The organism is Paenarthrobacter sp. R1, from assembly GCF_030264015.1.
In the GTDB taxonomy this organism is placed as follows: Bacteria; Actinomycetota; Actinomycetes; order Actinomycetales; family Micrococcaceae; genus Arthrobacter; species Arthrobacter ureafaciens.
Map to the genome: position 1 here is coordinate 3,999,451 of NZ_CP127115.1, position 22,334 is coordinate 4,021,784.

Below are 22,334 nucleotides of genomic sequence, written 5' to 3' on the forward strand. Positions count from 1 at the left end.
CTTATCTGAAAGGTTTTAATGACTGTCGTACCCTTGCCCTTGGAGCAAACACTTCCCGGCGGCGAACTGATTCACGGAGCCGAAGGCGGCTCCGTCGTGAGGCGTTCCGTCCTGCCAGGCGGCGTCCGGGTGCTCACCGAGGCAATGCCGGGCCAGCGTTCTGCCACCATCGGGTTCTGGGTCGCAGTTGGTTCGCGCGACGAGGCCGAGGGCCAGCATGGTTCAACGCACTTCCTGGAGCACTTGTTGTTCAAGGGAACCAAGCGCAGGACCGCACTGGAAATTGCCTCGGCGTTCGACGAGGTGGGTGGCGAGTCCAACGCGGCGACCGCGAAGGAGAGCACCTGCTACTTCGCGCGCGTGCTGGACTCAGACCTGCCCATGGCCATCGACGTCATTGCCGACATGATCACCGGCGCCGTCCTCGACCCCGCGGAACTGGAGCAGGAGCGCGACGTCATCCTCGAAGAGATCGCCATGGACAGTGACGATCCAACGGACGTAGCCCACGAGAAATTCGTGGCGGCAGTTCTTGGGAGCCACCCCCTGGCCCGCCCTATCGGGGGTACGCCCGATGCCATCAAGGCCGTCGCCCGGGACTCCGTATGGGCGCACTACCAGCGCTACTACCGTCCGGAGGAGCTGGTGATTACCGCTGCCGGAGGCCTGGACCACGACGTCGTGTGCGATCTTGTCCTGAAGTCGCTGCAGGCCGCGGGGTGGAATCTTGACCCCGCGGCAGCTCCCGTCGACCGCCGTCCCACCGATCGTGCCGTCATTACCGGCACAGCGGGCCTGCATGTCGTGAAGCGCCCGGTGGAGCAGGCCAACATCATCGTGGGCTGCCCTACGATCGTGGCCACCGATGACCGCCGCTTCGTCATGAGCGTGCTCAACGCCGTCCTCGGCGGCGGGATGTCCTCCAGGCTGTTCCAGGAAATCCGGGAGAAGCGCGGGCTCGTCTATTCGACGTACTCCTTCTCAGCGGCCTACGCCGATGCCGGATACTTCGGCATGTACGCAGGCTGCACCCCCTCCAAGGTCCGCCAGGTCCTCGAACTGCTGGGCGTGGAGCTGGACAAGCTCGCGGCCGACGGCATCACGGAGGAGGAACTGCGCAAAGCAGTGGGCCAACTGAGTGGTGGCATCGTCCTGGCCCTGGAGGACACCGGTTCGCGGATGTCCCGCCTTGGCCGGGCCGAGCTGGTTTCCGGAGAGTTCCAGGATATCGACGAGACCCTGGAACGTATCCGGGCGGTCACGGTGGACGAAGTCCAGGAACTCGCCAAAGAGCTCGCCGCAGCGCCGCGAACCATCACTGTCGTGGGACCCTTCGAAGAGAACGAAACGTTCGGGTTCTAAAGCAAACGCTGGAGTCGCCGTGGACACACCAAAGAACGCCGCAGAGGTCCTGCGCCCCTTCCTGGGGCGCTGGCGGGGCATCACGGAGATAGCGTCTTCGGCGTGGGGACCGGCACGTACGGCTGAGGCCGAGGCTGTGTTCTCGGCTGCAGCCGGCGGGCATGCCGTCGTCCAGAGCTACAGGCACAAGGAACCGGGCGGCGCCCACCTTGAGGGCCACGGGATGTTCACGGTGGATCCGGCGCACGGCGGCACCCTGTGGTACTACGTGGACAGCCATGGGCATGCGCCCTCAGCGCCGGTCCGGGGCCACTGGACATCGGGCACCTTGGGTTTCGAGCGGCGAACGGCCGACGGTGTTGCCCGCCACACGTTCCGCGTGGAAGAAGGAACCCTGGTTCACACGGCGGAACTGCGCCTGGAAGGCAGAACCGCGTTCAGCCCGCTGCTCAAGAGCGTCTTCAGGAAGGCCTAACCGCCGGCGAACGGCGGCAGGACGTCGATGACGTCCTCCGCTCCCAGCGGCGCGGAGTGGTCCCTGACGGCAACCTCGTTCCTCAGGAAACTGCTTCTTGCCACGATCCGCGCAAGCGCCGGGGTGCCTTCGGGAGGCTGGGGACGTTCGACGGCGAGCGCCGCTTCCAGCAAGGCTTCCAGGCTGGTGCCTTCCGGAAGGTGGTGGATTTCTTCTTCAACGCCTGCCGCGGCGCGCGCGGCAGCGAAGTAGCGGACGAGCAAGGTATCAGCCTCCGATTGCGCTCATGCTGCGGTCAGGTTGCACGAAGTCAGGTGCACCCAGTCCCGTGTGGTCCATGCCGTGGGCCTTGGGCTTGACCCACATCGCGTCCTGCCACCGTTCGGCGAGTTGCTGGTCCGTTGCTCCTGCGCGGAGGAGGCCCAGGAGGTCAAACTCTTCGTGGGAGAAGAGGCAGCTCATGATCTTGCCTTCGGCGGTGATCCGGGTCCGGCGGCAATCGGCACAGAACGGTTCGGTGACGGACGCGATGATGCCGACTGTTCCGAGGACCTCACCTGCCGGTTCACCGGTAGCCGCATCCCGGCGTCGTACTTCAAAACGTTCCGCCGGAGCCCCGTCGCGTTCGCGCGGATCCGCGCTCAACACGAACTCAGTCGACAACATCTCCCGGATCTCGGCGGCCGTAATCATGTCGCGGCGCGTCCAGCCGTGGTCCGCGTCAAGCGGCATCTGCTCAATGAACCGCAGTTCGTATCCACAGCCCAACGCCCATGCCAGCAGGTGCGGGGACTCGGCATCATTGATGCCGCGCATCAGGACAGCGTTCAGCTTGACCGGTCCCAGCCCTGCTTCCCAGGCCGCATCCACGCCCGCAAGGACACGGTCCAGGAAGGGCCGCCGGGTGAGCTTGGTGAACGTTTCCTCGTGCAGGGAGTCGAGGGAAACGTTGATGCGGGTCAGGCCCGCCGCCTTCAGGGCAGCGGCTTTCTTGTCCAGTCCGACGCCATTGGTGGTCATGGAGATAGGGAGGTCCGGGTGTTCTGCGCGAAGGGCGGCGATGATGTCCACCAGATCGGCCCGTACCAAGGGTTCGCCTCCGGTCAGGCGCAGTTCGCGGACGCCCAGGGCCCCGACGCCGACACGCACGATCCGTACGATCTCGTCCTTGGTCATGACGGCTTGCTTGGAGAGCCACTCAAGCCCCTCGGCGGGCATGCAGTAGGTACACCGGAGATTGCATTTGTCGGTCAGGGAAAGCCGCATGTCGGTGGCGCGGCGTCCGTAACGGTCCCACAACCCCGTCGGCACATCGGCGGGCCGTGGGGGCGGAACCTGTCCCGTTCCTGCCGTGCCGCCCGAGGGAAGCGGCGGCATGCCCAGCTGAACACTCATGAATTCAGGCTACGCCACCGGGACGTGATGCGTGACACCAGTTCCACTCAGCGGACTCTCCGGAAGCGCTCAAGCCACCTTGCCAGTTCTTACAAAATCCCTACGCTTTGGCTCCCGGGAGCCATTTCCCGTGCCGGGCGGGTCCGGCGAACCTATGCTGAAAATGTGAGCACAAATGCGGCAACACCGGCGGCGGAGCCCGGGAACCGCCGGATCCTCCTGGTCGAGGACGAGGAAACAATTGCCGGCGTCGTACGGGATTACCTGACCCGGGCCGGCTTCCAGGTGGACCTCGCCGCTGACGGGTTCACGGCCCTTAAGCTGGCGGCGGAGCGTCAGCCCGACCTGGTGCTCCTGGACCGAATGCTCCCCGGGCTGGACGGCGTGGAAGTGTGCCGCCGGCTGAGGGTGGCCATGAGCGTACCGGTGATCATGCTTACCGCTTTGGGAACCGAGGACGATCGGATCCTGGGACTGGAGATGGGCGCCGACGACTACGTCACGAAACCCTTTTCACCCCGCGAACTGGTGCTGAGGGTCAAGTCCGTGCTGCGGCGCAGCATCAAGGAGTACTCTCCTGAGCCGACCGTGGAGCTGGCCGGCTTCGTGCTGGATCCTGCGTCCCGCACAGTCACCCATCACGGCGCGGCCTTGACCTTGACCGTGCGTGAGTTCGACCTCCTGGCGTTCCTCCTGCGGCGACCCAACCAGGTGTTCAGCCGGGAGGAACTCATCAAAGCGGTGTGGGGCTGGGACTTCGGCGACCTCTCCACGGTGACGGTCCATGTTCGCCGGTTGCGCGAGAAGGTCGAGGAGAATCCCACCAAGCCTGAACTCTTGAAGACTGTATGGGGAGTTGGCTACCGGTTCGATTCAGGAGACGGGCATGCAGGGCACTGAACTTGCCACCATCCTTGGCTGGGTGCTCTTGTGGGCGTTGGTTATTGGAGCCTTCACGCTCTTCCTGCTCCGGCTCCTGCGCCGTGCGTCTGTACTGGCGCAGATCTGCCTGGTGGTGGTGGGCACCGTGGCAGTCCTGGTGGCCGGCATGGTCAGCGCGTTCAACGCCATGGTCATCTCGGCCAGGGACCTCGAAATCATTTGGTACATCCTGGCCATGGCCTCGGTGGTTGCGGTGGTGCTGTCCTTGATGCTGGGAGTGGGGGTTTCCAGGAATGCCTCGCGTCTGGTGGAGGCCGCGCGGAGGATTGGACGGGGTGAAACGTTGGAAGCCGGGGATGGTGCGGAGCGCGCTGCTCCGGCCATGACCTCCGAACTCGCCCGGTTGGCACAAGAGCTGGAAGCGAGCAGCCGAAGCCTGGCCGAATCACGGCACCGGGAAGCGGCCGTGGAAGCTGCGCGCCGGGAGCTGGTTTCCTGGATTTCGCATGACCTCCGGACGCCGCTGGCAGGTATCCGTGCCATGACCGAAGCACTCGAGGATGGCATGGCCGCCGACGTACCGGGTTACTACCGGAAGATCATCGGACAAACCGAACAAATGACGGCGATGGTCAACGACCTCCTGGAGCTTTCCAAAATCCAGGCAGGGTCACTCCGGTTGCGGGCCGAAGCCCTGGACCTGTACGACCTCGTGAGCGATGCACTTTCCGATCTCGCGCCCCTGGCGGCCGGCCGCGGTGTGACCCTCGACGGCGGCGGCGACCGGGAGTGCATGGCAGTGGCTGACGGTCCCAGCCTGGCCCGGGCCTTGCGTAACGTGCTGCATAACGCGGTCATCTACACGGGCAGCGGCACGGAGGTCCACGTCTGGGTAGGGCGCGAGGACGGATACGCCGTAGTGGCTGTCCAGGACCAGTGCGGCGGGATTCCGGAGGAGGACATCCCGCACCTGTTCGAAACCGGGTGGCAGAGGGACCCGTCACGTGGCGCGCCGGCGGGGCTCCAGGGTACGTACAGCGGTGCGGGGATCGGGCTGAGCATGGTTGCCGGAATCGTCAAGGCGCACGGCGGAACGGTCCAGGTGGAGAACGTCGACGGCGGTTGCCGCTTTGCGCTGGCACTGCCGGCAGGAGAGTCCGCTGGAGCCGGCGCCCACCAGGGAGGGACACCATGAAAGGAATGGACACCACGACAGGGCCGGGCACCACGAAAGGGCCGGGCACCACGAAAGGGCGCGACGCCGTGAAGGGCCGGGCCGCCGTCGGCAACAGTGCGTGGTGGGCCGTGTGCGCCGGCGTGGTTTCCGGCGGAGCAGGCATCGCGGCAGGCGAGGTGACGGCGGCATTTCTCAGCCCGCTCGTCTCACCGGTCACGGCCCTCGGGGGAGCGGTCATCGACGCGGTACCGCCGGTAGTCAAAGACGTGGTCATCCGGCTTTTCGGCACGGCGGACAAGATCGTGCTGGTGGTGTCCATCGTTGTGTGTGCTGCCATCCTGGCCGCTGCCGCCGGAGTGCTCGAACGCCGGCGGACCGGGTGGGGGCTCGCGCTCGCCGGGCTGGCCGGCGTCGCCGGATTGACGGCCGTCCTGACCCGGGCGCAGTCCACCCCGCCGGCGGCTTTCGCCCCTGTGCTTGCGGCGGTCGTGACCATGGTGGTGCTCCGGGCGTTGATCCGCCGCTTGGACGCGTGGGACCGGCCGGTGGAGGCTGTGCCCCGCACATCCCTGGCCCGCCGCAGCTTCCTCAACGCTTTGGGCGGCTGGTCCATGGCCGCAGTAGCCGCGGGAGCGGTGACGGCCGTCCTTACCCGGGCAACCGCCGTCGCGTCCGGGTTCCGCGGGTCAATGACCCTCCCGAGGCCGGCCACACCGCCGCAAACGGTTCCATCCGGGGCCTCGCTCCCGGTGGAGGGCATCAGTGCCTTGGTGACGCCGAACGCCGACTTCTACCGGATCGACACCGCACTGACCATACCGGCCATTGACCCGCCGTCCTGGAAGCTCAAAGTCACAGGGCTCGTTGAACGCGAGATCGAGATCGACTTTGCGACCCTCCTCGCCAAGCCCATGACGGAGCGGCACATCACCATCGCCTGCGTATCCAACGAGGTGGGCGGGGACCTGATTGGCAACGCGCTCTGGCTCGGTTGGCCCGTCAGGGAGTTGCTTGCACTCGCCGTCCCCAAACCAGGGGCGGACGTGGTCTTGTCCACGAGCAACGACGGGTGGACTGCCGGCACGCCGCTTGAAGCGCTCACCGATGACAGGGACGCCCTCCTCGCCGTGGGCATGAACGGCGAACCGCTGCCCCTTGAACACGGATTCCCGGTTCGCCTGGTGGTCCCTGGCCTGTACGGATTCGTCTCCGCCACCAAGTGGGTCACTGAATTGAAGGTCACACGCTTCGGGGACGAAAAAGCCTATTGGACAACGCGCGGATGGAGCGACCAGGGTCCCATCAAAACCCAGTCGCGGATCGATGTGCCACGCAGCGGGCGGACCGCCGCAGCAGGGACTGTACAGTTCGGCGGCGTCGCCTGGGCCCAGCACCGGGGCGTCAGCCGGGTGGAATTGCGTGTCAACCGCGGGGACTGGAAAGTGGCTGAGCTTGCTCCCGGGATCTCCGCCGACACCTGGTACCAGTGGCAGTTGGCGCTGGACCTCGCCCCCGGCGACTACGAGGTGCAGGTCCGGGCGACGGACTCCACCGGCGAACCGCAGGTCGAGAAGCGCTCGCCCGTAGCTCCCGACGGCGCCACGGGTTACCACACCATCAACGTGAAGGTCGCCTGAGGCCCTACGCTGGGTAGGTCCGGATCGTACGGACCTGAGAATGACCCTGAACACAGGAGGACGCCCGTGCCAAGATCCGTTGCTGCCCACCGCGGCGCCGTCGTGGAACTGCTCACCAGGCAAGCAGCCCGGAAAGGCACCGAGGAACTGCCGCTGCTGGATGCCATAGGAAGAGCGCTCGCAGCAGACCTGCGGGCACCGGTGTCGCTGCCGCCGTTCGCCAACTCGCAGATGGACGGTTTTGCCGTTTTCTCGGCGGATATCCCCGACGGCGGCGCGGAGCTCAGGGTGGGGGCGCCGGTTCCGGCCGGTGCCCGGCCGGCGGCACTGGAACGTGGCTTTGCCGTTCCCATCATGACCGGCGCCATGCTTCCCAAGGGGGCAGACGCCGTCGTCCCGATCGAGCGGGCGGTTCCTTCAGTGTTTCCTGCCGCCGGAGCCGTAGATGCGCTGGTCCGGCTTCCTGCCACGGCTCCCGGAACCTTCGTCCGGGATGCCGGAAGCGACATCGCCGAAGGTGCCTTGGCGTTGGCAGCCGGGACATCACTGGGGCCGGCGCAACTGGGCTTGCTGGCGGCGCTCGGTCTGACGAGCGTGGAAGTGCGCAGTCCACTGCGGGTACTGCTGGTCACCACCGGCGATGAGGTCGTCGAACCCGGGAACCCGCTGGTGACAGGCAAAATCTACGACTCCAACGGAACGCTTCTGGAGGCGTCCATGCGCCAGGCGGGGCTTGAGGTGGTGCGGAACGGAATCTCCGACGACGATCCTGCCGGGCTGCTCGATGTCCTGCGGAAGCACACGGACAACGGAAGTGCCGTGGATCTTGTGGTCACTACCGGCGGGGTCAGCAAAGGCGCGTACGAGGTGGTGCGCCAGGCAATGGCAGGCGAAGACGTCGAATTCGTGCCCGTGGCCATGCAGCCGGGCGGGCCGCAGGGAATCGGGACCTTCAACGACGTCCCTTTCCTTGGCTTTCCCGGGAACCCCGTCAGTTGCCTCGTGTCGTTCGAAATGTTCCTCCGGCCTGCGCTATCGGAAGTCCTCGGTGCGCCGAGGCCCAGGCAGATGCTGCCGGCACGGCTCGCCGAACCGTTGACATCGCCCAAGGGAAAGCACCAGGTGCGGCGCGGGATCATCGAAAACGGCGTAGTCCGCCTTGAAGGCGGCGCTGGTTCGCACCTCGTCCATGCGCTGGCCCGCTCCAACGCATTGATCCAGGTGCCCGCCGACGTCACGGAATTACAAGCAGGAGACGAAGTGGAAGTATGGGTGCTGTGAACCAAACTTCCCATGAATCCGGTAGCCTGACACACCTGCGCCACGACGGTACGGCCCAGATGGTTGATGTCTCTGACAAAGCTGTCACCACCCGCGAAGCCACAGCCGCAGCAACAGTGCGGAGCAGGCCCGAGGTTCTTGCCCTCCTTGGTGCGGGCGAACTGCCCAAGGGCGATGCCCTGGCGGTGGCACGCGTCGCCGGAATCATGGCAGCCAAGAAGACTCCCGAGCTCATTCCGTTGTGCCATCCACTGCCCATCTCCAAAGTCACTGTGGACTTTGAACTGGGGCGGGATGCTGTCCAAATCCTCGCCACGGTCAAGACCCGGGGCGTCACCGGAGTCGAGATGGAAGCCCTGACGGCTGCTTCGGTGGCTGCGTTGAGCGTCTACGACATGATCAAGGCTGTGGACAAGCACGCGGTCCTCACAGACATCCATGTGCTGGCCAAGAGCGGCGGCAAGAGCGGCAGTTGGAGCCTTGGGGGTCAACCGGGAGTCACTGGAACTTCCGACGCTGCAACCTCCGGCGCCGGGGCCGTTGCCGACCCTTCCGCTGGAGGACAGGCATGAGCGCCTGCGAGCCTGGCGCGCACGGGCCCCGGAAGGCCGGCGTCGTGATCGCCTCCACGCGAGCGGCGGCCGGAACCTACCGTGACGGGACCGGCCCGGTCATCCAGGATTGGCTGGCGGAGCACGGCTTCGATGTATTTCCGACCATGGTGGTGCCGGACGGTGAGCCGGTGGGCGCGGCCCTGCGTGCGCTCCTGACCCAGGGGCCCTCGGTCATTATCACCAGCGGCGGGACGGGACTCAGCCCGGACGACCACACGCCCGAGATGACCCTGCCACTCCTGGACCGCGAAATCCCGGGAATCATGGAAGGGATCAGGCGTGCAGGCAGCGAAAAAACACCCATGGCCATGCTGAGCCGCGGCCATGCCGGGACCGCCGGCAAGACCTTCATCATCAACCTCCCCGGTTCGCCGAAAGGGGTCATGGACGGTTTGTCCGTGCTGGACCCGCTACTCGGACACCTTTGTGAACAATTGGAAGGAAACCATGGCCACTGAAACAGACTTCGAAGTTGTCAGTGCAGTGCTCAGCGCCGAGCCGATCTCCGTGGACCAGGCTATAGCCGCCGTCGAATCGGATACGGCCGGGGCCGTCGTCAGCTTTAGCGGCGTAGTACGCAACCACGACGGCGGCAAACCCGTGGACCGCTTGAGCTACAGTGCGCATCCCACTGCCCACCGCACCATGTCCGAGGTAGTGGCCGCGCTCGTGGCCGAGCATTCCGGCGAGGCCCAACAACCCGTCCGGATCTGGGCCGCGCACCGCGTGGGTTCCTTGGAAGTCGGAGACCCCGCCTTGGTGTGCGCCGTGGCTGCCGCGCACCGTGGGCAGGCCTTTGCCGTCTGCGCCGAGCTGGTTGACCGGATCAAGGCCCAGGTACCCATCTGGAAGGAACAGTTCTTCAGCGACGGCACCGTGGAATGGGTCGGCGCGGGGGAGTAGCCGGGGCTTTGCCTGGCAGTGGTTCGCCGGCCTGGTAACGGTTCCGTCCTGTCCGGGCCCCGGCGGTAGTGTTGATGCCATGACCGAACAACTTGCCGTAGCAGTACTTGGCGCCCGCGGGCGCATGGGAATCGAAGCCGTCAAAGCTGTTGAAGCAGCCGAGGACATGAAGCTGGTAGCCGCCCTTGGCCGCGGCGATTCCCTGGAGACGCTGCTTGAGGCAGGAGCGCAGTACATCGTGGACCTGACAGTCCCCGACACCACCGAAGCCAACGTTCGGTTCGCCGTCGAGCACGGCATTCACGCCGTCGTTGGAACCACGGGATGGGACGCGTCACGCCTGGACTCCCTGCGCGAATTGCTGGAGCAGCAGCAGGGCACCGGCGTCCTGATCGCTCCGAACTTCGCCCTCGGATCGGTGCTGGCATCTGCGTTCGCCGCCAAGGCGTCGAAGTACTTCGAATCGGTGGAAATCATTGAGCTGCACCACCCCAACAAGGTGGATGCCCCCTCGGGAACAGCAGTACGGACAGCGCAGTTGATCGCTGAGGCACGCAAGGAAGCGGGTCTGCCGTCCAGCCCGGACGCCACGGAGTCCGCCCTTGAGGGAGCCCGGGGATGCGAAGTGGACGGAGTCCGCGTGCACAGCGTCCGCCTGCGCGGCCTGGTGGCACATCAGGAGGTGCTCCTGGGCGGCCCCGGCGAGCAGCTGACTTTGCGTCACGACTCCTTTGACCGTGCGTCCTTCATGCCCGGTGTCCTGCTGGGCCTGCGCAAGGTTGCTGCCCACCCCGGCCTTACTGTGGGCCTTGACGGGTACCTGGACCTGGGGCTTTAGGACCATGTCGAACTTCTGGCACACCCTCAAGAACAACAGGACCAAGATCTGGGTTGGCGCCATCACCTTGCTGCTGGTGCTGTACTTGGTGGTTTCCCTGCAACGCTCGTTGTTGCTGCTGGGGGACCCCAACCCCGTGGCCAAGGGGATCGGTGCGGCCTACCTCGTCCTGCCTGTAGTTGGTGCGTGGGCGCTGATCCGCGAGCTGCTCTTCGGTGCACGGACTGAACAGATGGCCAAAGTCCTCGAAGCCGAGGGCGGCCTTCCGGTGGATAACCTGCCGCGCACTCCGGGCGGAAGGATCGTCCGCTCCGCGGCGGACGCTGAATTCGAAAAGTACAAGGCCGAGGCCGAGGCAGCCCCGGAGGACTGGCGCTCATGGTTCCGGCTCAGTTGTGCGTATGACGCTTCAGGTGACAGGAAGCGTGCCCGGGCATCGATGCGCGACGCCGTGAAACTGTTCCGCGATCAGTCGCCGGCCGCCGGGCGGTAGCTCCCCAGGCGTGAGGCCTGGTGGGCCAGCCACTCCAAGGGTCCGCGGCGGCGGAGCAGTGCAAAGACGGCACCTACGGCGATCACTGTGAGTGCCTGCGCCCAGTACATGGTTTCGTTCGTCCAGCCGCTGGGAAGGGGCTGGTCCACAAACCAGGACACCGCCCACACATGGAGCGAATACAGCGTCAGCGTCATGGCTCCCGGACCGCTGAGGACCAGCAGGAACCGTACGCCAATCCTTTCCGACCAGCTGCCCAGCAGCAGGAAGAAACCTATTGCCGCGGCGGCCGTTCCGCCGGTGTGGAGCAGGTCAAGCGTGGTTCCGGCGTGTGGTGATGCGGTGGCCAGCCACCACAACGAGTCCGTTTGGCGCAGGCCCGTCAGGTTCACTTGGAGCATGCTCTCCAGGGGGTAGCCGCGGACGCCCGGCAGCGTACTCAAGGCAGCCCGCCCACCCCAGGCTTCCATGGCCAGGATTCCCAGGACTTTCGACACGATGGCCACGGCTGTTCCGACGGCAAGCAGGAGGACTTGCACCCGCTGCTTGGACAACGCGAGCCTGCCGATCAGCAAACCGAGCAGAAGGTACGAGATCCACTGGCACACGGGGTAGTAACCCGTGAAGAAGAGGTCTGCGAGGAGCGCCCCGGGGGTCTGCAGGTCTTCGACGTTGGGGTTGTGCCCTAGCTGCAAGGGCGGGTTTGCCTCCAGTAGCACCGGTCTGACGAGGTAGCCGAGGACCGGGGAGAGCAGTATCCATCCCGCCGCCCACGCGCTCAGCGCCCGGACGCCCAGTCCAAGGAAGGGCAGGATGCACAGGAACAGGACTGCATAGTGCACCAGGATGATGGCTACGTTGACTTCCAGCCCGCCCAGCGCCAGCCCGACGACGGCGATCACCAACGCGCGCAGCGCTACGCCACCCCTGGCGGCACCCAGCTCAGCCCCTCGGCGCGGTGCCTGTTTGCCCGTGGCAAGGGCAAGACCGACTCCGGCGAGGACCGCAAACAACGCTGACGACCTTCCGGAGAAGGTCAGGCCGATCCATGTTGGTTCCCAACCCGGTGCAGGTCCGAAGGTCGGCAGGAGATGGGTGGCCATCATGCCCAAAAGCGCGGCACCGCGCGCCGCGTCGATGCCTGTGAGGCGCGGAGAGAAGTTGTGGCCCGGCGAAGCCATGTTGTTCGGCGTCGTGTCCGGGGAAGTCATGAAGTGATCGTCTCACGGCCGACGGCGGCCCGGATTACCGACGGCTACGCGGACGCGCCATGATGCCTCCCCACGCCGAGGCCTTGTTTTCGAATATATGTTCGAATAGTATGGCGGCATGAACGACGCTTCCCGATCCGCAGACGGCATGCGCGGGCCCATGAAGGCCATGAGCCCAGGAGTGGTGGACTTCCTGTTCAGGCAACTCGTGGCAGGCGAACCGCCGGAGGATGTGCAGTGGCGCCACGAGGGTGTGGTGCTCGGTGAACAGGCTCCCGGCGCCGAACTCGCGCGCAGGCTGACCGAGACGGACCTCGACGCCCTGACGCCCTTGGAGCTGTTCGAATATGTGCGGGCCACCCAGCGGCTGGTGACCTGGGCTGAGCACCTCAAGGAGTTGGCCGTATCGCGCTACTGCTCGGAGGAGGCCGCGGGAACCCCCGCGAGTCCCAACGTCCGGTGATGACGACCATCACGCGGGCCGCATTCCCGTAACCGGCGCGGGACAGGGTAACGTTTTTCCTATGTCTGACTCCCGCGCGCGCATTCCCGCTCTTGGTACCCTGCTGACCGCCATGGTCACCCCGTTCACCGAGGATGGCAAGGTCGACTACGACCGAGCCGCAGCGCTGGCAGAAAAGCTCGTCCAGGACGGTTGCGACGGCCTCGTGGTCACCGGCACCACGGGGGAGACCTCAACCCTCACTGATGAGGAAAACCTCGGCATGTTCCGTGCCGTCAAGGAAGCCGTTGGCGGCAAGGCCGCCATCATCGCCGGAACCGGCACCAACGACACCGCACACTCGGTGCATTTGTCGCAGCGTGCCGCCCAGCTGGGTGTTGATGGTCTTCTGATCGTCACTCCCTACTACAACAAGCCCAGCCAGGCCGGCGTGCGGGCGCATTTCGAGACGATCGCTTCTTCCACGGACCTGCCCGTCATGCTGTATGACATTCCGGGCCGATCCTCAATTGCCATCGCACCCGAGACCATGATCGCGCTGGCTCAGCACCAGAATATCGTTGCCGTGAAGGACGCCAAGGCCGATTTCGCCGCCGCCACGCGGGTCATGGCTGAAACGGACCTCGTCTTCTATTCGGGTGATGACGGCCTGACCCTCCAGTGGATGGCGATGGGTGCTGCCGGCCTTGTGGGCGTCACCACGCATGTGGCCACCCGGCGCTTCCGTGAGCTCATTGATGCCATGAACGCGAACGACCTCGCGACAGCGAGGACCATTAACTTTGAATTGGAGCCCGTGGTGCGCGCAACCATGACCCGGGTCCAAGGCGCAGTAGCCGCCAAGCAGATTCTCAAGTGGCAGGGAGTCCTGCCCAACTCGGTTGTCCGTTTGCCCCTCGTGGAGCCGGACCAGGCCGAGATCGACACCATCCGCGGGGACTTGGCTGAGGCCGGAATGGACTTCAACGTCTAGGACGGTTCCGCCGGAAAGAAGCAAAATATGACCCAAACCGCCCTTCCTGGACTGGTTACTCCGCCCAAACTGCCACACGGCACGCTGCGGATTGTTCCGCTCGGTGGACTGGGGGAGATTGGCCGCAACATGGCGGTCTTCGAAATCAGCGGCAAATTGCTGGTGGTTGACTGCGGAGTACTCTTCCCGGAAGAAACACAGCCCGGCGTCGACCTGATCCTGCCCGATTTTTCCTACATCGAGGACCGCTTGGACGACGTCGTCGGTGTTGTCCTGACGCACGGACACGAAGACCACATCGGCGCCGTACCCTATCTGCTCCGCCTCAAGGCCGATATCCCGCTCATTGGCTCCCAGCTGACCCTTGCCCTGGTTGAGGCGAAGCTGCAGGAGCACCGGATCAAGCCTTACACCCTCACCGTCACCGAGGGGCAGGTGGAACAGTTCGGCCCGTTCGAATGCGAGTTCGTGGCGGTCAACCACTCGATTCCCGACGCCCTGGCAGTGTTCATCCGCACCGAGGGCGGAACCGTGCTCCACACCGGCGACTTCAAGATGGACCAGTTGCCGCTGGACGGCCGGATCACCGACCTGCGTCACTTTGCCCGTTTGGGTGAAGAAGGCGTAGACCTTTTCATGGCCGACTCCACCAACGCCGATGTTCCCGGCTTCACCACGGCCGAAAAGGAAATCGGTCCAACGCTGGACCTGCTGTTCGGGCAGGCGCAGAAGCGCATCATTGTCGCGTCCTTCTCCTCCCACGTCCACCGGGTGCAGCAGGTCCTGGACGCCGCTGCCAAGCACGGGCGCAACGTGGCTTTTGTTGGCCGTTCCATGGTCCGCAACATGGCTATCGCCGCCAAGCTTGGATACCTCGACGTCCCGCCGGGAATCCTCGTGGACATCAAGAACATCGATGACCTGCCGGACAACCGCGTGGTCCTCATGTCCACAGGCTCGCAAGGAGAGCCCATGGCGGCGTTGTCGCGCATGGCCAACGGCGACCACCGTGTGGTGGTGGGCGAAGGCGACACGGTCATCCTGGCTTCGAGCCTCATTCCGGGCAATGAGAACGCCGTCTTCCGCATCATCAACGGCCTGCTGAAGCTCGGTGCAGCGGTCATCCATAAGGGAACCGCGAAGGTGCACGTCTCGGGTCACGCGGCAGCAGGGGAGTTGCTGTACTGCTACAACATCCTCAAGCCCTTGAACGCCATGCCCGTCCACGGTGAAACCCGGCACCTGATCGCCAACGGAAACATTGCGGCCGCGTCCGGCGTCCCGGCGGAGAATGTCATCCTGAGCGACAACGGCACCGTCATCGACCTGAGGAACCAGAAGGCACGAGTCGTAGGACAAGTGGAGGTTGGCTTGGTCTACGTCGACGGCTCGAGCGTCGGCGAGATCACGGATGCCGATCTGAAAGACCGGCGCATCCTTGGCGATGAAGGCTTCATCTCCGTCATCACCGTCATCAACCGGACCACCGGCAAAATCGTTTCCGGTCCCGAAATCCATGCACGCGGTGTGGCTGAGGATGATTCCGTCTTCGACGAGATCATCCCGAAGATCAATGCCGCACTGGAAGAAGCCGTCCTGAACCACGCTGACCACACCAACCACCAGCTGCAGCAGGTGGTCCGGAGGGTTATCGGCACGTGGGTGAACCGCAAGTTGCGCCGACGCCCGATGATCATTCCCGTGGTCCTGGAGGCATAGGCTGCCAGGCAACCAGCAGCAGGCAACATGCAGTCCCAAGGGGGCCTGAAATCCGCGGATTTCAGGCCCCCTTGCGGTAGCGTGGCAGATATGGCGACCCGTACCTCCTCCACGCCACGAGGCAGCTCAAGCAGTAAAACCGGCAGCGGCCGGGGCTCAGCTGCAACCAAATCCAGCGCGGCGGCCAAAAGCAGCCGCAGTGGATCCACGCGGACCAAGCAGTCCGCCGTCGAACCCCAAGCGCCTTTCCCGGTCCGGATGCTGTCCGGTGCATGGCAGGGCATCGGACACGTGGTCGGCGCGGGAGTGCGCCGTATCGGTTCGGATGTCAGCGACCTTGACCCCGAGGACCGGCGGGACGGCGCTGCCCTGTTCAACCTGGTGCTGGGTATTGCTGTTGCGACCTTCGCCTGGTGGGGATGGACGGGCTGGTTGCCGGACATCGTCTACAGCGTGGTCAATGGCACGTTTGGCTGGATGTCCCTGCTCCTGCCGCTGATGCTCTTCATTTGCGCGTTCCGGCTTTTCCGGAAACCGCAGGACGGCCGCGGAAACAACCGCGTGGGAATTGGTTTCCTGGTGATGGCGCTGGCGGGGTCGGCCCTGGCGCACGTCATTGGAGGACAGCCTTCCGTGGGCGAAGGATTTGACGGGCTCCGTCGCGCAGGCGGAATGCTGGGTTTCCTTGCTGCCTCACCACTGGCGGCCATCCACGTAGCCATACCTGTCCTCTTTTACAGCCTCCTCGCGTTTGTGTCGGTGCTGATTGTGACCGCCACTCCCTTCGGGGCCATTCCTGCCCGCATCCGCTCGGGTTACGAACACCTCATGGGCGTGGACCTGGAGGAAGCCCGGGCAAGCCAGGAAGCACATGACCGCAGCTACCTCTACGGAGAGGACAAGCCGGCCAAGGCCGGCAAGAAGAAGCGCACACGCCTCTTTGGCAAGGACCAGGAAGCCGATCCACACTTGGAAGGCTACGTGGGCGACGAGGCCTTCGAGCACGCCATCGTGGACGACGACGAATCTCCCGCCGATGCCGCTCCGCGCGTCCCGCCGGGCGTACGGCGGCCCACCCAGGCCGAAATCGCCGTCGGAAAGATCAAGGCCGCACAGGGCCTGGCCGCTGCGCCGGGCGCAGGTGCCACCCCGGGTGCCGACAATCCCACCGAGGCCATCCCCGTACTGAGTCCGGAGATGACAACTCCCGTGGCACAGGTTCCGGCCAAGCCCGCCGGAGCCCCGCTGCCCCAAACTCCCATCCCGCAGCGCACGGAACAGTTGTCCTTGGCCGGAGATGTCACCTATACGCTTCCTGCCTCCGACTACCTCACGCCGGGGTCCATTCCGAAGGAACGCACGGAAGCGAACGACGCCGTCGTTGCTGCCCTGACGGACACCCTGACCCAGTTCAATGTCGACGCCACGGTGACGGGTTTCAGCCGTGGACCCACGGTCACCCGGTACGAGATCGAACTGTCCCCGGGAACAAAAGTGGAGCGCGTTACGGCGCTGTCCAAGAACATCTCCTACGCCGTTGCTTCCAGCGATGTCCGTATCCTGAGCCCCATTCCGGGCAAGTCGGCCATTGGCATCGAAATCCCCAACACGGACCGCGAAACCGTGTCCCTGGGAGACGTTTTGCGGAGCCAGAACGCGCGGCGGACAGACCATCCCATGGTGATGGGCGTCGGCAAGGACGTCGAGGGTGGCTACGTGGTTGCCAACCTCGCCAAAATGCCCCACCTCCTGGTTGCCGGTGCCACCGGCGCCGGCAAGTCGAGTTTCGTGAACTCCATGATCACGTCCATCCTGATGCGTGCAACTCCCGATGAAGTCCGCATGGTCATGGTGGACCCCAAGCGCGTGGAACTTACCGCCTATGAAGGCGTTCCCCACCTGATCACGCCCATCATCACCAACCCCAAGAAGGCTGCGGAGGCTTTGCAGTGGGTAGTGCGTGAAATGGATGCCCGCTATGATGACCTCGCGAACTACGGCTACAAGCACATCGACGATTTCAACAAGGCGGTCCGTGCGGGCAAGGTCACGCCGCCGGTCGATTCCAAGCGGATCATCAAGCCCTACCCGTACCTGCTGGTGATCGTGGACGAACTCGCGGACCTCATGATGGTGGCCCCGCGTGACGTCGAAGATTCGATCGTCCGCATTACGCAGTTGGCCCGTGCGGCCGGTATCCACTTGGTGCTGGCAACCCAGCGTCCTTCCGTGGACGTCGTCACCGGCCTCATCAAGGCCAACGTCCCCTCCCGAATGGCCTTCGCCACGTCCTCCGTCACCGACTCCCGCGTCGTGCTGGACCAGCCGGGTGCAGAGAAGCTGATCGGTCAAGGCGATGCCTTGTTCCTGCCCATGGGCGCTTCCAAGGCCATGCGTGTCCAAGGCGCCTGGGTATCCGAATCGGAAATCCACAAGGTGGTGGAACACGTCAAGGGACAGCTGCAGGCCGTCTACCGTGACGACGTTGCCGCCGAGGCTCCCAAGAAGCAGATTGATGATGACATCGGAGACGATCTCGAAGTCCTCCTGCAGGCCACGGAACTCGTGGTTACCACGCAGTTCGGTTCCACGTCCATGCTCCAGCGCAAGCTCCGCGTCGGATTCGCCAAGGCGGGACGCCTCATGGACCTCCTGGAGTCCCGCGGCGTCGTGGGCCCCTCCGAGGGCTCCAAGGCCCGGGACGTCCTGGTGAAGCCGGACGATCTCGCCGCCGTGCTGGCTGCCATGAAGGGCCAGGAGGCCCCTGCGGCTCCCGACGCCCAGACCGCCGCCCTGAGCGATAACGCCAACGCCAACATTGCGGTCGGCGGCTATGCAGAGGACGTCGTTGCCGCAGACCTCGACAACCGCACCCAGGCGATCGATTATTTCGACGGGGCCGATGGTTCCGATGACGACGAAGGCGGCGAAGACGCTTGGTCGCTCACAGGCCGCTGAAGTCCAGACGGTAGCCTAGAGAAGTGACTACAGCCGAGGGCGACAACGCCACGTCTAGGGGTTCCGAAGTGTGGAACCTGCCCAATATCCTCACCATGCTCCGCATCGTCCTGGTGCCCTTTTTCGTGTGGTTCCTGCTCGCGGACGATGGCCGGCACGGTCTCTGGCGGTGGGCCGCCGTCGTGGCTTTCGCTGTGGCGATCTACACGGACAAGCTCGACGGCGACATCGCCCGGGCGCGGGGTCTCATCACCAATTTCGGCAAGATCGCCGATCCCATAGCGGATAAATTGCTGATCGGTTCAGCGCTCGTCCTGCTCTCCGTCCTGGGGGAGCTGCCTTGGTGGGTGACCATCCTGATCCTGGTCAGGGAGTGGGGTATTACCGCGCTGCGGTTCTTCGTCATCAGGTACGGCGTGATGCCCGCTTCCCGCGGAGGCAAACTCAAGACGGTTGTGCAGACCGTGGCCATCTTCCTGTACACCATGCCCCTGAAAGCGATTGCCCCATGGCTCGTCGACGTCGCGTTCTGGGTGATGATGGCTGCGCTGGCCATCACGCTCTGGACCGGCGTCGAATACGTCATCCAGGCTCTCAAGCTTCGGGCCGCCGGGCGGAAAGCATGAGCGCCGCCGTAAGTGCCGACGCAGCGGAAACCGCGACGGCGGCTGTCCGGCTGGCGCTCGAACGGCACCTGACAGTGGCCACGGCAGAGTCGCTGACGGCCGGAATGGTGGCCGCTGCCCTCGCGAATACTCCCGGCGCGTCGGGGATGCTGCAGGGCGGTGTAGTCGCCTATCAGAACTCCGTGAAGGCGTCGGTCCTGGGCGTCCCGCAGGATCTCCTTGACGCCGTTGGATCCGTTGATGGAGACGTGGCGGCAGCAATGGCCACGGGAGCCCGCCGGGCCTGCGGGGCGGACATCGGCATTTCCACTACCGGAGTCGCAGGGCCGGACGCCCATGACGGCAAGGCAGTGGGGACGGTCTTCATCGGAATCGCCGCAGAATCCGGATCAAGGGCGTTTGAATACTCGTTCCAAGGGGACAGGCAATCCATTAGGAACCAAGCGTGTGTTGCGGCGTTGGCGAGGCTGCTTGGCGGGTTGGAAGGGGATGGTTACCGTTCGTAAAGTAGTCGGGAACAAAAACTGATTGCCAATAGTTGTGTCATTGTGTCGCTTCGGAATGGTCGGGGCGCCTAGGATGTAGAAACCAACCCGGTCCGCCAACCAGCGAACCGGAAGAACGAGGGAGCAAGGCGATACAGATGGTAAAGCAGCCCGTATCCGTGAACGGCGTTGTCCGCTGGAAGGATGTGGGCTTGGCTGATCAGGCACAGAGCGAACAGAAGGAGCGCAAAATGGTCGTACTACGCCACGAAATCGGTGATGTACTGCGCGATGTCCGCCAGCGTCAGGGCCGCACCCTCCGCGAGGTCTCGCACAGCGCCCGCGTTTCACTCGGATACTTGAGTGAAGTTGAACGCGGCCAAAAGGAAGCTTCGTCCGAGCTCCTGTCTTCTATCTGCACCGCACTGGACGTACCGTTGTCCAGCATGCTGCGCGAAGTAAGCGACCGCGTCGCAGTTGCAGAGGGAGTTGCGGTACCGGACACGGTTCCGCAGGAATTCTCCCAGCGTTACGGTCGGGATCTCGATCTCACCGACGACTTCGGCCAGGGCATGCTGTCCGGAGCGCGGTAACCGTCCCCTAGTACGTCGAAGGTCCCCAGCCACTGGCTGGGGACCTTTCGCGTTGGTGGCACGGACAGCGGTTCCGCCGGATCTGCTACTGCGCTGCGTCCCCGGGGTCTTTGGCAGTGTCTTCCGAGGCGGGGGCTTCTACGGCGGTGTCGTCTTTGGCTGGGGCCTCCTTGATCAGCCCCTCTCCGTACACGGCGTTGAGCCTTTCCATGTACTCGGCGAGGGTCTGCACGTCCTCCAGCGGCCATGTCCCCAGGCGTTCGCGGAAAGCCTGCCGGCGGGCGTCCTGCACCTGGTGCATCTTCTCTTCGCCCTTGTCCGTCAACCGGATGGACTGGGCCCTGCCGTCCTGCGGATCTGCCTCCTTATAGACAAGCCCGAGGCTCTCCAGGAAGGCGATTTGGCGGCTCACGGAAGGCTTGCCGACTCCAACGCAGGAGGCCAGGTCTGTCAGGCGGATGGGGCCCTCGCGGCGGATGATGGTCAGCAGTCCATAGGCGGCGGGTTCCATGTCCGGATGGACCTGGCGGGAAAGCTGGTGCGAGATGGAACGGGCGCGGCGCCAGAGCAAGCTCAGCTGGTGTTCAACCTGCTGAAGGGCATCATCCACTTCGTCGCGTTGGACGGCAGTGGCCGGTGCATGGGGGAGAGGATTGCTCATGGCAACCATTCTAGGGTCCGGCGACATGAGAGACTCTATCCGTGAGGGCAAGTGATTTCTGGCGGTTGATGGACGACGAATTCGGGGCGGGCTATTCCCGGGTGCTTGCCGGATCCCTGGTGCTGGCCGGAGTTGGCGGCCGCACCGCTACGGACGCCCTCGCCTCGGGTTTCGACCCCCGCGATGTTTGGCTGGCAGTTTGCGACGTGCAGGACGTGCCACCCGAGCGCAGGCTTGGCCGGGACATCAAACCCACCGGTTAGCCGTAACCCGGTCCAGCTGGTCGACGCCGGGCCGGGACACGCCGTCGCGTTGTTCGAATATCTGTTCGGATTTGGATATGCTCCTGTGAGAGGAAAATTGATCCTGAAGGACGCATTCCACGCTCCGGCGACCCTTGTTTTCCACATAGGCCAGGCGGGCAGCTAAAAATGTCAGAGCGCCGCATTAGCGTCAGACGTGACAGGAAAGCGGCCGTTCAGGCCACTCCACAGCGAGAAAGCATCAGAGGTGTGAACCATGGCGGCAACCCCGGATCGTGAGAAGGCGCTCGAGGCAGCGCTTGCCCAGATCGACAAGCAGTTCGGCAAAGGCTCCATCATGCGCCTGGGTGATGACACCCGCGCTCCGATCGAGGTCATTCCCACCGGTTCCATTGCCTTGGACGTGGCCCTTGGCATCGGGGGACTCCCGCGCGGCAGGGTCGTGGAAATCTATGGACCGGAATCTTCCGGTAAGACCACCGTCGCCCTGCATGCTGTAGCCAATGCACAGCGTAACGGCGGCATCGCGGCCTTCATTGACGCCGAACACGCCCTGGATCCCGATTACGCCGCGAAGCTTGGCGTAGACACGGACGCCCTGCTGGTTTCACAGCCGGACACCGGTGAACAGGCGCTGGAAATCATGGACATGCTGGTGGGCTCCGGCTCGCTGGACATCATCGTCATTGACTCCGTGGCTGCGCTGGTTCCCCGCGCTGAAATCGAGGGCGAGATGGGCGATTCCCACGTTGGCCTCCAGGCGCGCCTCATGAGCCAGGCCCTTCGAAAGATCACCGGTCGCTTGAGCCAGACCAAGACCACCGCGATCTTCATCAACCAGCTGCGTGAGAAGATCGGCGTCTTCTTCGGATCGCCGGAAACCACCACCGGTGGTAAGGCACTGAAGTTCTATGCCTCAGTGCGTATTGACGTCCGCCGCATCCAGACGCTGAAGGAAGGCGCCGATTCCGTCGGTAACCGGACCAAGGCAAAGATCGTCAAGAACAAGATGGCTCCGCCCTTTAAAATTGCCGAGTTCGACATCATCTACGGCCAGGGGATCTCGCGCGAAGGCGGCATCATCGACATGGGCGTGGAACACGGCATCATCAAGAAGTCGGGATCCTGGTTCACCTACGACGGCGATCAGCTCGGTCAGGGCATGGAGAACTCACGCCGCTTCCTGCGGGACAACCCGGAGCTTGCCCAGGAGTTGGAACGCCTCATCAAGGAAAAGCTTGGCGTAGGCGTGAAGCCCGAAGAGGAATCGCCCAAGCTGAAGGCCGTTGACGGTTAGGAACGGGCCGGATCCGGATTCGCCGGTT

General features: G+C 64.5%; 24 protein-coding genes. 20 read left to right on the forward strand and 4 right to left on the reverse strand.

Translation table 11 applies throughout. From position 1 onward, the window contains the following. Positions 1–18: 18 nt before the first annotated feature. Together QN084_RS19075 and QN084_RS19080 are read left to right on the forward strand one after the other, a co-directional pair. Positions 19–1,362, forward strand: a complete 1,344-nt coding sequence (locus QN084_RS19075) for a M16 family metallopeptidase (RefSeq protein ID WP_021472636.1) — start codon at positions 19–21, stop codon at positions 1,360–1,362. 19 nt (positions 1,363–1,381) lie between these two features. Then, positions 1,382–1,837, forward strand: a complete 456-nt coding sequence (locus QN084_RS19080) for a DUF1579 family protein (RefSeq protein WP_069694509.1) — start codon at positions 1,382–1,384, stop codon at positions 1,835–1,837. Here the strand turns inward: QN084_RS19080 and QN084_RS19085 are convergent. Both QN084_RS19085 and moaA read right to left on the reverse strand, forming a co-directional pair. Further along, on the reverse strand, positions 1,834–2,100 hold the full coding sequence (locus QN084_RS19085) for a MoaD/ThiS family protein (protein WP_021472638.1): 267 nt from the start codon (positions 2,098–2,100) through the stop codon (positions 1,834–1,836). The two genes, QN084_RS19080 and QN084_RS19085, sit on opposite strands and share 4 nt — an antisense overlap. 4 nt (positions 2,101–2,104) lie before the next feature. After that, positions 2,105–3,232 (reverse strand): GTP 3',8-cyclase MoaA, encoded by a 1,128-nt coding sequence (gene moaA / locus QN084_RS19090; RefSeq protein WP_083262068.1) that lies wholly within the window; start codon positions 3,230–3,232, stop codon positions 2,105–2,107. Positions 3,233–3,397: 165 nt separating this feature from the next. Here moaA and QN084_RS19095 point away from each other — a divergent pair, with 165 nt between their 5' ends. From QN084_RS19095 to QN084_RS19135, 9 genes are all read left to right on the forward strand, one after another. Further along, positions 3,398–4,132: a response regulator transcription factor gene (locus QN084_RS19095; RefSeq protein ID WP_021472640.1), complete on the forward strand. Its 735-nt coding sequence runs from the start codon at positions 3,398–3,400 to the stop codon at positions 4,130–4,132. Continuing rightward, positions 4,119–5,309 carry a sensor histidine kinase gene (locus QN084_RS19100; RefSeq protein WP_069694511.1) on the forward strand — a complete coding sequence of 397 codons (1,191 nt, stop codon included), beginning with the start codon at positions 4,119–4,121 and terminating at the stop codon, positions 5,307–5,309. The genes QN084_RS19095 and QN084_RS19100 overlap by 14 nt, the downstream gene beginning before the upstream one ends. Before the next feature lie 5 nt (positions 5,310–5,314). Further along, complete coding sequence (locus QN084_RS19105; protein WP_083262069.1) at positions 5,315–6,928, forward strand: molybdopterin-dependent oxidoreductase; 1,614 nt, start codon at positions 5,315–5,317, stop codon at positions 6,926–6,928. 66 nt (positions 6,929–6,994) lie between these two features. Continuing rightward, on the forward strand, positions 6,995–8,209 hold the full coding sequence (locus QN084_RS19110) for a molybdopterin molybdotransferase MoeA (RefSeq protein ID WP_021472643.1): 1,215 nt from the start codon (positions 6,995–6,997) through the stop codon (positions 8,207–8,209). Continuing rightward, positions 8,197–8,781 (forward strand): cyclic pyranopterin monophosphate synthase MoaC, encoded by a 585-nt coding sequence (gene moaC, locus QN084_RS19115; RefSeq protein ID WP_021472644.1) that lies wholly within the window; start codon positions 8,197–8,199, stop codon positions 8,779–8,781. The genes QN084_RS19110 and moaC overlap by 13 nt, the downstream gene beginning before the upstream one ends. Continuing rightward, on the forward strand, positions 8,778–9,281 hold the full coding sequence (locus QN084_RS19120) for a MogA/MoaB family molybdenum cofactor biosynthesis protein (RefSeq protein WP_021472645.1): 504 nt from the start codon (positions 8,778–8,780) through the stop codon (positions 9,279–9,281). Before moaC ends, QN084_RS19120 begins: the two co-directional genes overlap by 4 nt. Continuing rightward, the gene (locus tag QN084_RS19125) at positions 9,271–9,726 is read left to right on the forward strand and encodes a molybdenum cofactor biosynthesis protein MoaE (RefSeq protein WP_021472646.1); all 456 of its coding nucleotides are present in this window, start codon (positions 9,271–9,273) and stop codon (positions 9,724–9,726) included. The genes QN084_RS19120 and QN084_RS19125 overlap by 11 nt, the downstream gene beginning before the upstream one ends. Positions 9,727–9,805: 79 nt before the next feature. After that, positions 9,806–10,564 (forward strand): 4-hydroxy-tetrahydrodipicolinate reductase, encoded by a 759-nt coding sequence (gene dapB, locus QN084_RS19130; protein WP_069694512.1) that lies wholly within the window; start codon positions 9,806–9,808, stop codon positions 10,562–10,564. Between the two features lie 4 nt (positions 10,565–10,568). Then, positions 10,569–11,057, forward strand: coding sequence for a hypothetical protein (locus tag QN084_RS19135; protein ID WP_069694513.1), 489 nt, complete (start codon positions 10,569–10,571; stop codon positions 11,055–11,057). Here QN084_RS19135 and QN084_RS19140 read toward each other — a convergent pair. After that, positions 11,033–12,268: a heparan-alpha-glucosaminide N-acetyltransferase domain-containing protein gene (locus QN084_RS19140; RefSeq protein WP_069694514.1), complete on the reverse strand. Its 1,236-nt coding sequence runs from the start codon at positions 12,266–12,268 to the stop codon at positions 11,033–11,035. The genes QN084_RS19135 and QN084_RS19140 overlap by 25 nt on opposite strands. 118 nt (positions 12,269–12,386) lie before the next feature. Here QN084_RS19140 and QN084_RS19145 point away from each other — a divergent pair, with 118 nt between their 5' ends. From QN084_RS19145 to QN084_RS19175, 7 genes are all read left to right on the forward strand, one after another. Then, on the forward strand, positions 12,387–12,731 hold the full coding sequence (locus QN084_RS19145) for a hypothetical protein (protein WP_069694515.1): 345 nt from the start codon (positions 12,387–12,389) through the stop codon (positions 12,729–12,731). A 61-nt stretch (positions 12,732–12,792) separates the two neighbouring features. After that, positions 12,793–13,704 carry a 4-hydroxy-tetrahydrodipicolinate synthase gene (dapA, locus tag QN084_RS19150; RefSeq protein ID WP_069694516.1) on the forward strand — a complete coding sequence of 304 codons (912 nt, stop codon included), beginning with the start codon at positions 12,793–12,795 and terminating at the stop codon, positions 13,702–13,704. Positions 13,705–13,731: 27 nt separating this feature from the next. Next, entirely contained in the window at positions 13,732–15,423 is a 1,692-nt protein-coding gene (locus QN084_RS19155) for a ribonuclease J (RefSeq protein ID WP_021472652.1), read from the forward strand. Between the two features lie 90 nt (positions 15,424–15,513). Further along, complete coding sequence (locus QN084_RS19160; protein ID WP_069694517.1) at positions 15,514–18,381, forward strand: FtsK/SpoIIIE family DNA translocase; 2,868 nt, start codon at positions 15,514–15,516, stop codon at positions 18,379–18,381. Positions 18,382–18,404: 23 nt separating this feature from the next. After that, complete coding sequence (gene pgsA, locus QN084_RS19165; RefSeq protein ID WP_031216628.1) at positions 18,405–19,007, forward strand: CDP-diacylglycerol--glycerol-3-phosphate 3-phosphatidyltransferase; 603 nt, start codon at positions 18,405–18,407, stop codon at positions 19,005–19,007. Continuing rightward, positions 19,004–19,513 (forward strand): CinA family protein, encoded by a 510-nt coding sequence (locus QN084_RS19170; RefSeq protein WP_069694518.1) that lies wholly within the window; start codon positions 19,004–19,006, stop codon positions 19,511–19,513. Before pgsA ends, QN084_RS19170 begins: the two co-directional genes overlap by 4 nt. A 137-nt stretch (positions 19,514–19,650) precedes the next feature. Beyond that, the gene (locus tag QN084_RS19175) at positions 19,651–20,085 is read left to right on the forward strand and encodes a helix-turn-helix domain-containing protein (RefSeq protein WP_021472656.1); all 435 of its coding nucleotides are present in this window, start codon (positions 19,651–19,653) and stop codon (positions 20,083–20,085) included. Positions 20,086–20,170: 85 nt separating this feature from the next. On the opposite strand, the gene QN084_RS19180 is transcribed toward QN084_RS19175, so the two are convergent. Beyond that, the gene (locus tag QN084_RS19180) at positions 20,171–20,746 is read right to left on the reverse strand and encodes a MarR family winged helix-turn-helix transcriptional regulator (protein WP_052474103.1); all 576 of its coding nucleotides are present in this window, start codon (positions 20,744–20,746) and stop codon (positions 20,171–20,173) included. Positions 20,747–20,787: 41 nt separating this feature from the next. Between QN084_RS19180 and QN084_RS19185 the strand changes: the two genes are divergently transcribed. Together QN084_RS19185 and recA are read left to right on the forward strand one after the other, a co-directional pair. Continuing rightward, entirely contained in the window at positions 20,788–21,009 is a 222-nt protein-coding gene (locus QN084_RS19185) for a DUF3046 domain-containing protein (protein WP_043426191.1), read from the forward strand. Positions 21,010–21,265: 256 nt separating this feature from the next. After that, positions 21,266–22,306, forward strand: a complete 1,041-nt coding sequence (gene recA / locus QN084_RS19190; RefSeq protein ID WP_021472659.1) for a recombinase RecA — start codon at positions 21,266–21,268, stop codon at positions 22,304–22,306. Positions 22,307–22,334 lie beyond the last annotated feature (28 nt).

Excerpts from the sequence above, each read along its gene's own strand:
- recA (WP_021472659.1), top strand. The coding sequence starts at position 21,266 with ATGGCGGCAACCCCGGATCGTGAGAAGGCGCTCGAGGCAGCGCTTGCC.
- QN084_RS19075 (WP_021472636.1), top strand. The coding sequence starts at position 19 with ATGACTGTCGTACCCTTGCCCTTGGAGCAAACACTTCCCGGCGGCGAA.
- QN084_RS19155 (WP_021472652.1), top strand. The coding sequence starts at position 13,732 with ATGACCCAAACCGCCCTTCCTGGACTGGTTACTCCGCCCAAACTGCCA.
- dapB (WP_069694512.1), top strand. The coding sequence starts at position 9,806 with ATGACCGAACAACTTGCCGTAGCAGTACTTGGCGCCCGCGGGCGCATG.
- QN084_RS19145 (WP_069694515.1), top strand. The coding sequence starts at position 12,387 with ATGAACGACGCTTCCCGATCCGCAGACGGCATGCGCGGGCCCATGAAG.
- QN084_RS19170 (WP_069694518.1), top strand. The coding sequence starts at position 19,004 with ATGAGCGCCGCCGTAAGTGCCGACGCAGCGGAAACCGCGACGGCGGCT.
- QN084_RS19160 (WP_069694517.1), top strand. The coding sequence starts at position 15,514 with ATGGCGACCCGTACCTCCTCCACGCCACGAGGCAGCTCAAGCAGTAAA.
- QN084_RS19140 (WP_069694514.1), bottom strand. The coding sequence starts at position 12,268 with ATGACTTCCCCGGACACGACGCCGAACAACATGGCTTCGCCGGGCCAC.
- QN084_RS19135 (WP_069694513.1), top strand. The coding sequence starts at position 10,569 with ATGTCGAACTTCTGGCACACCCTCAAGAACAACAGGACCAAGATCTGG.
- QN084_RS19120 (WP_021472645.1), top strand. The coding sequence starts at position 8,778 with ATGAGCGCCTGCGAGCCTGGCGCGCACGGGCCCCGGAAGGCCGGCGTC.
- moaC (WP_021472644.1), top strand. The coding sequence starts at position 8,197 with ATGGGTGCTGTGAACCAAACTTCCCATGAATCCGGTAGCCTGACACAC.
- QN084_RS19125 (WP_021472646.1), top strand. The coding sequence starts at position 9,271 with ATGGCCACTGAAACAGACTTCGAAGTTGTCAGTGCAGTGCTCAGCGCC.
- moaA (WP_083262068.1), bottom strand. The coding sequence starts at position 3,232 with ATGAGTGTTCAGCTGGGCATGCCGCCGCTTCCCTCGGGCGGCACGGCA.
- dapA (WP_069694516.1), top strand. The coding sequence starts at position 12,793 with ATGTCTGACTCCCGCGCGCGCATTCCCGCTCTTGGTACCCTGCTGACC.
- QN084_RS19105 (WP_083262069.1), top strand. The coding sequence starts at position 5,315 with ATGGACACCACGACAGGGCCGGGCACCACGAAAGGGCCGGGCACCACG.
- QN084_RS19180 (WP_052474103.1), bottom strand. The coding sequence starts at position 20,746 with ATGAGCAATCCTCTCCCCCATGCACCGGCCACTGCCGTCCAACGCGAC.
- QN084_RS19100 (WP_069694511.1), top strand. The coding sequence starts at position 4,119 with ATGCAGGGCACTGAACTTGCCACCATCCTTGGCTGGGTGCTCTTGTGG.
- QN084_RS19175 (WP_021472656.1), top strand. The coding sequence starts at position 19,651 with ATGGTAAAGCAGCCCGTATCCGTGAACGGCGTTGTCCGCTGGAAGGAT.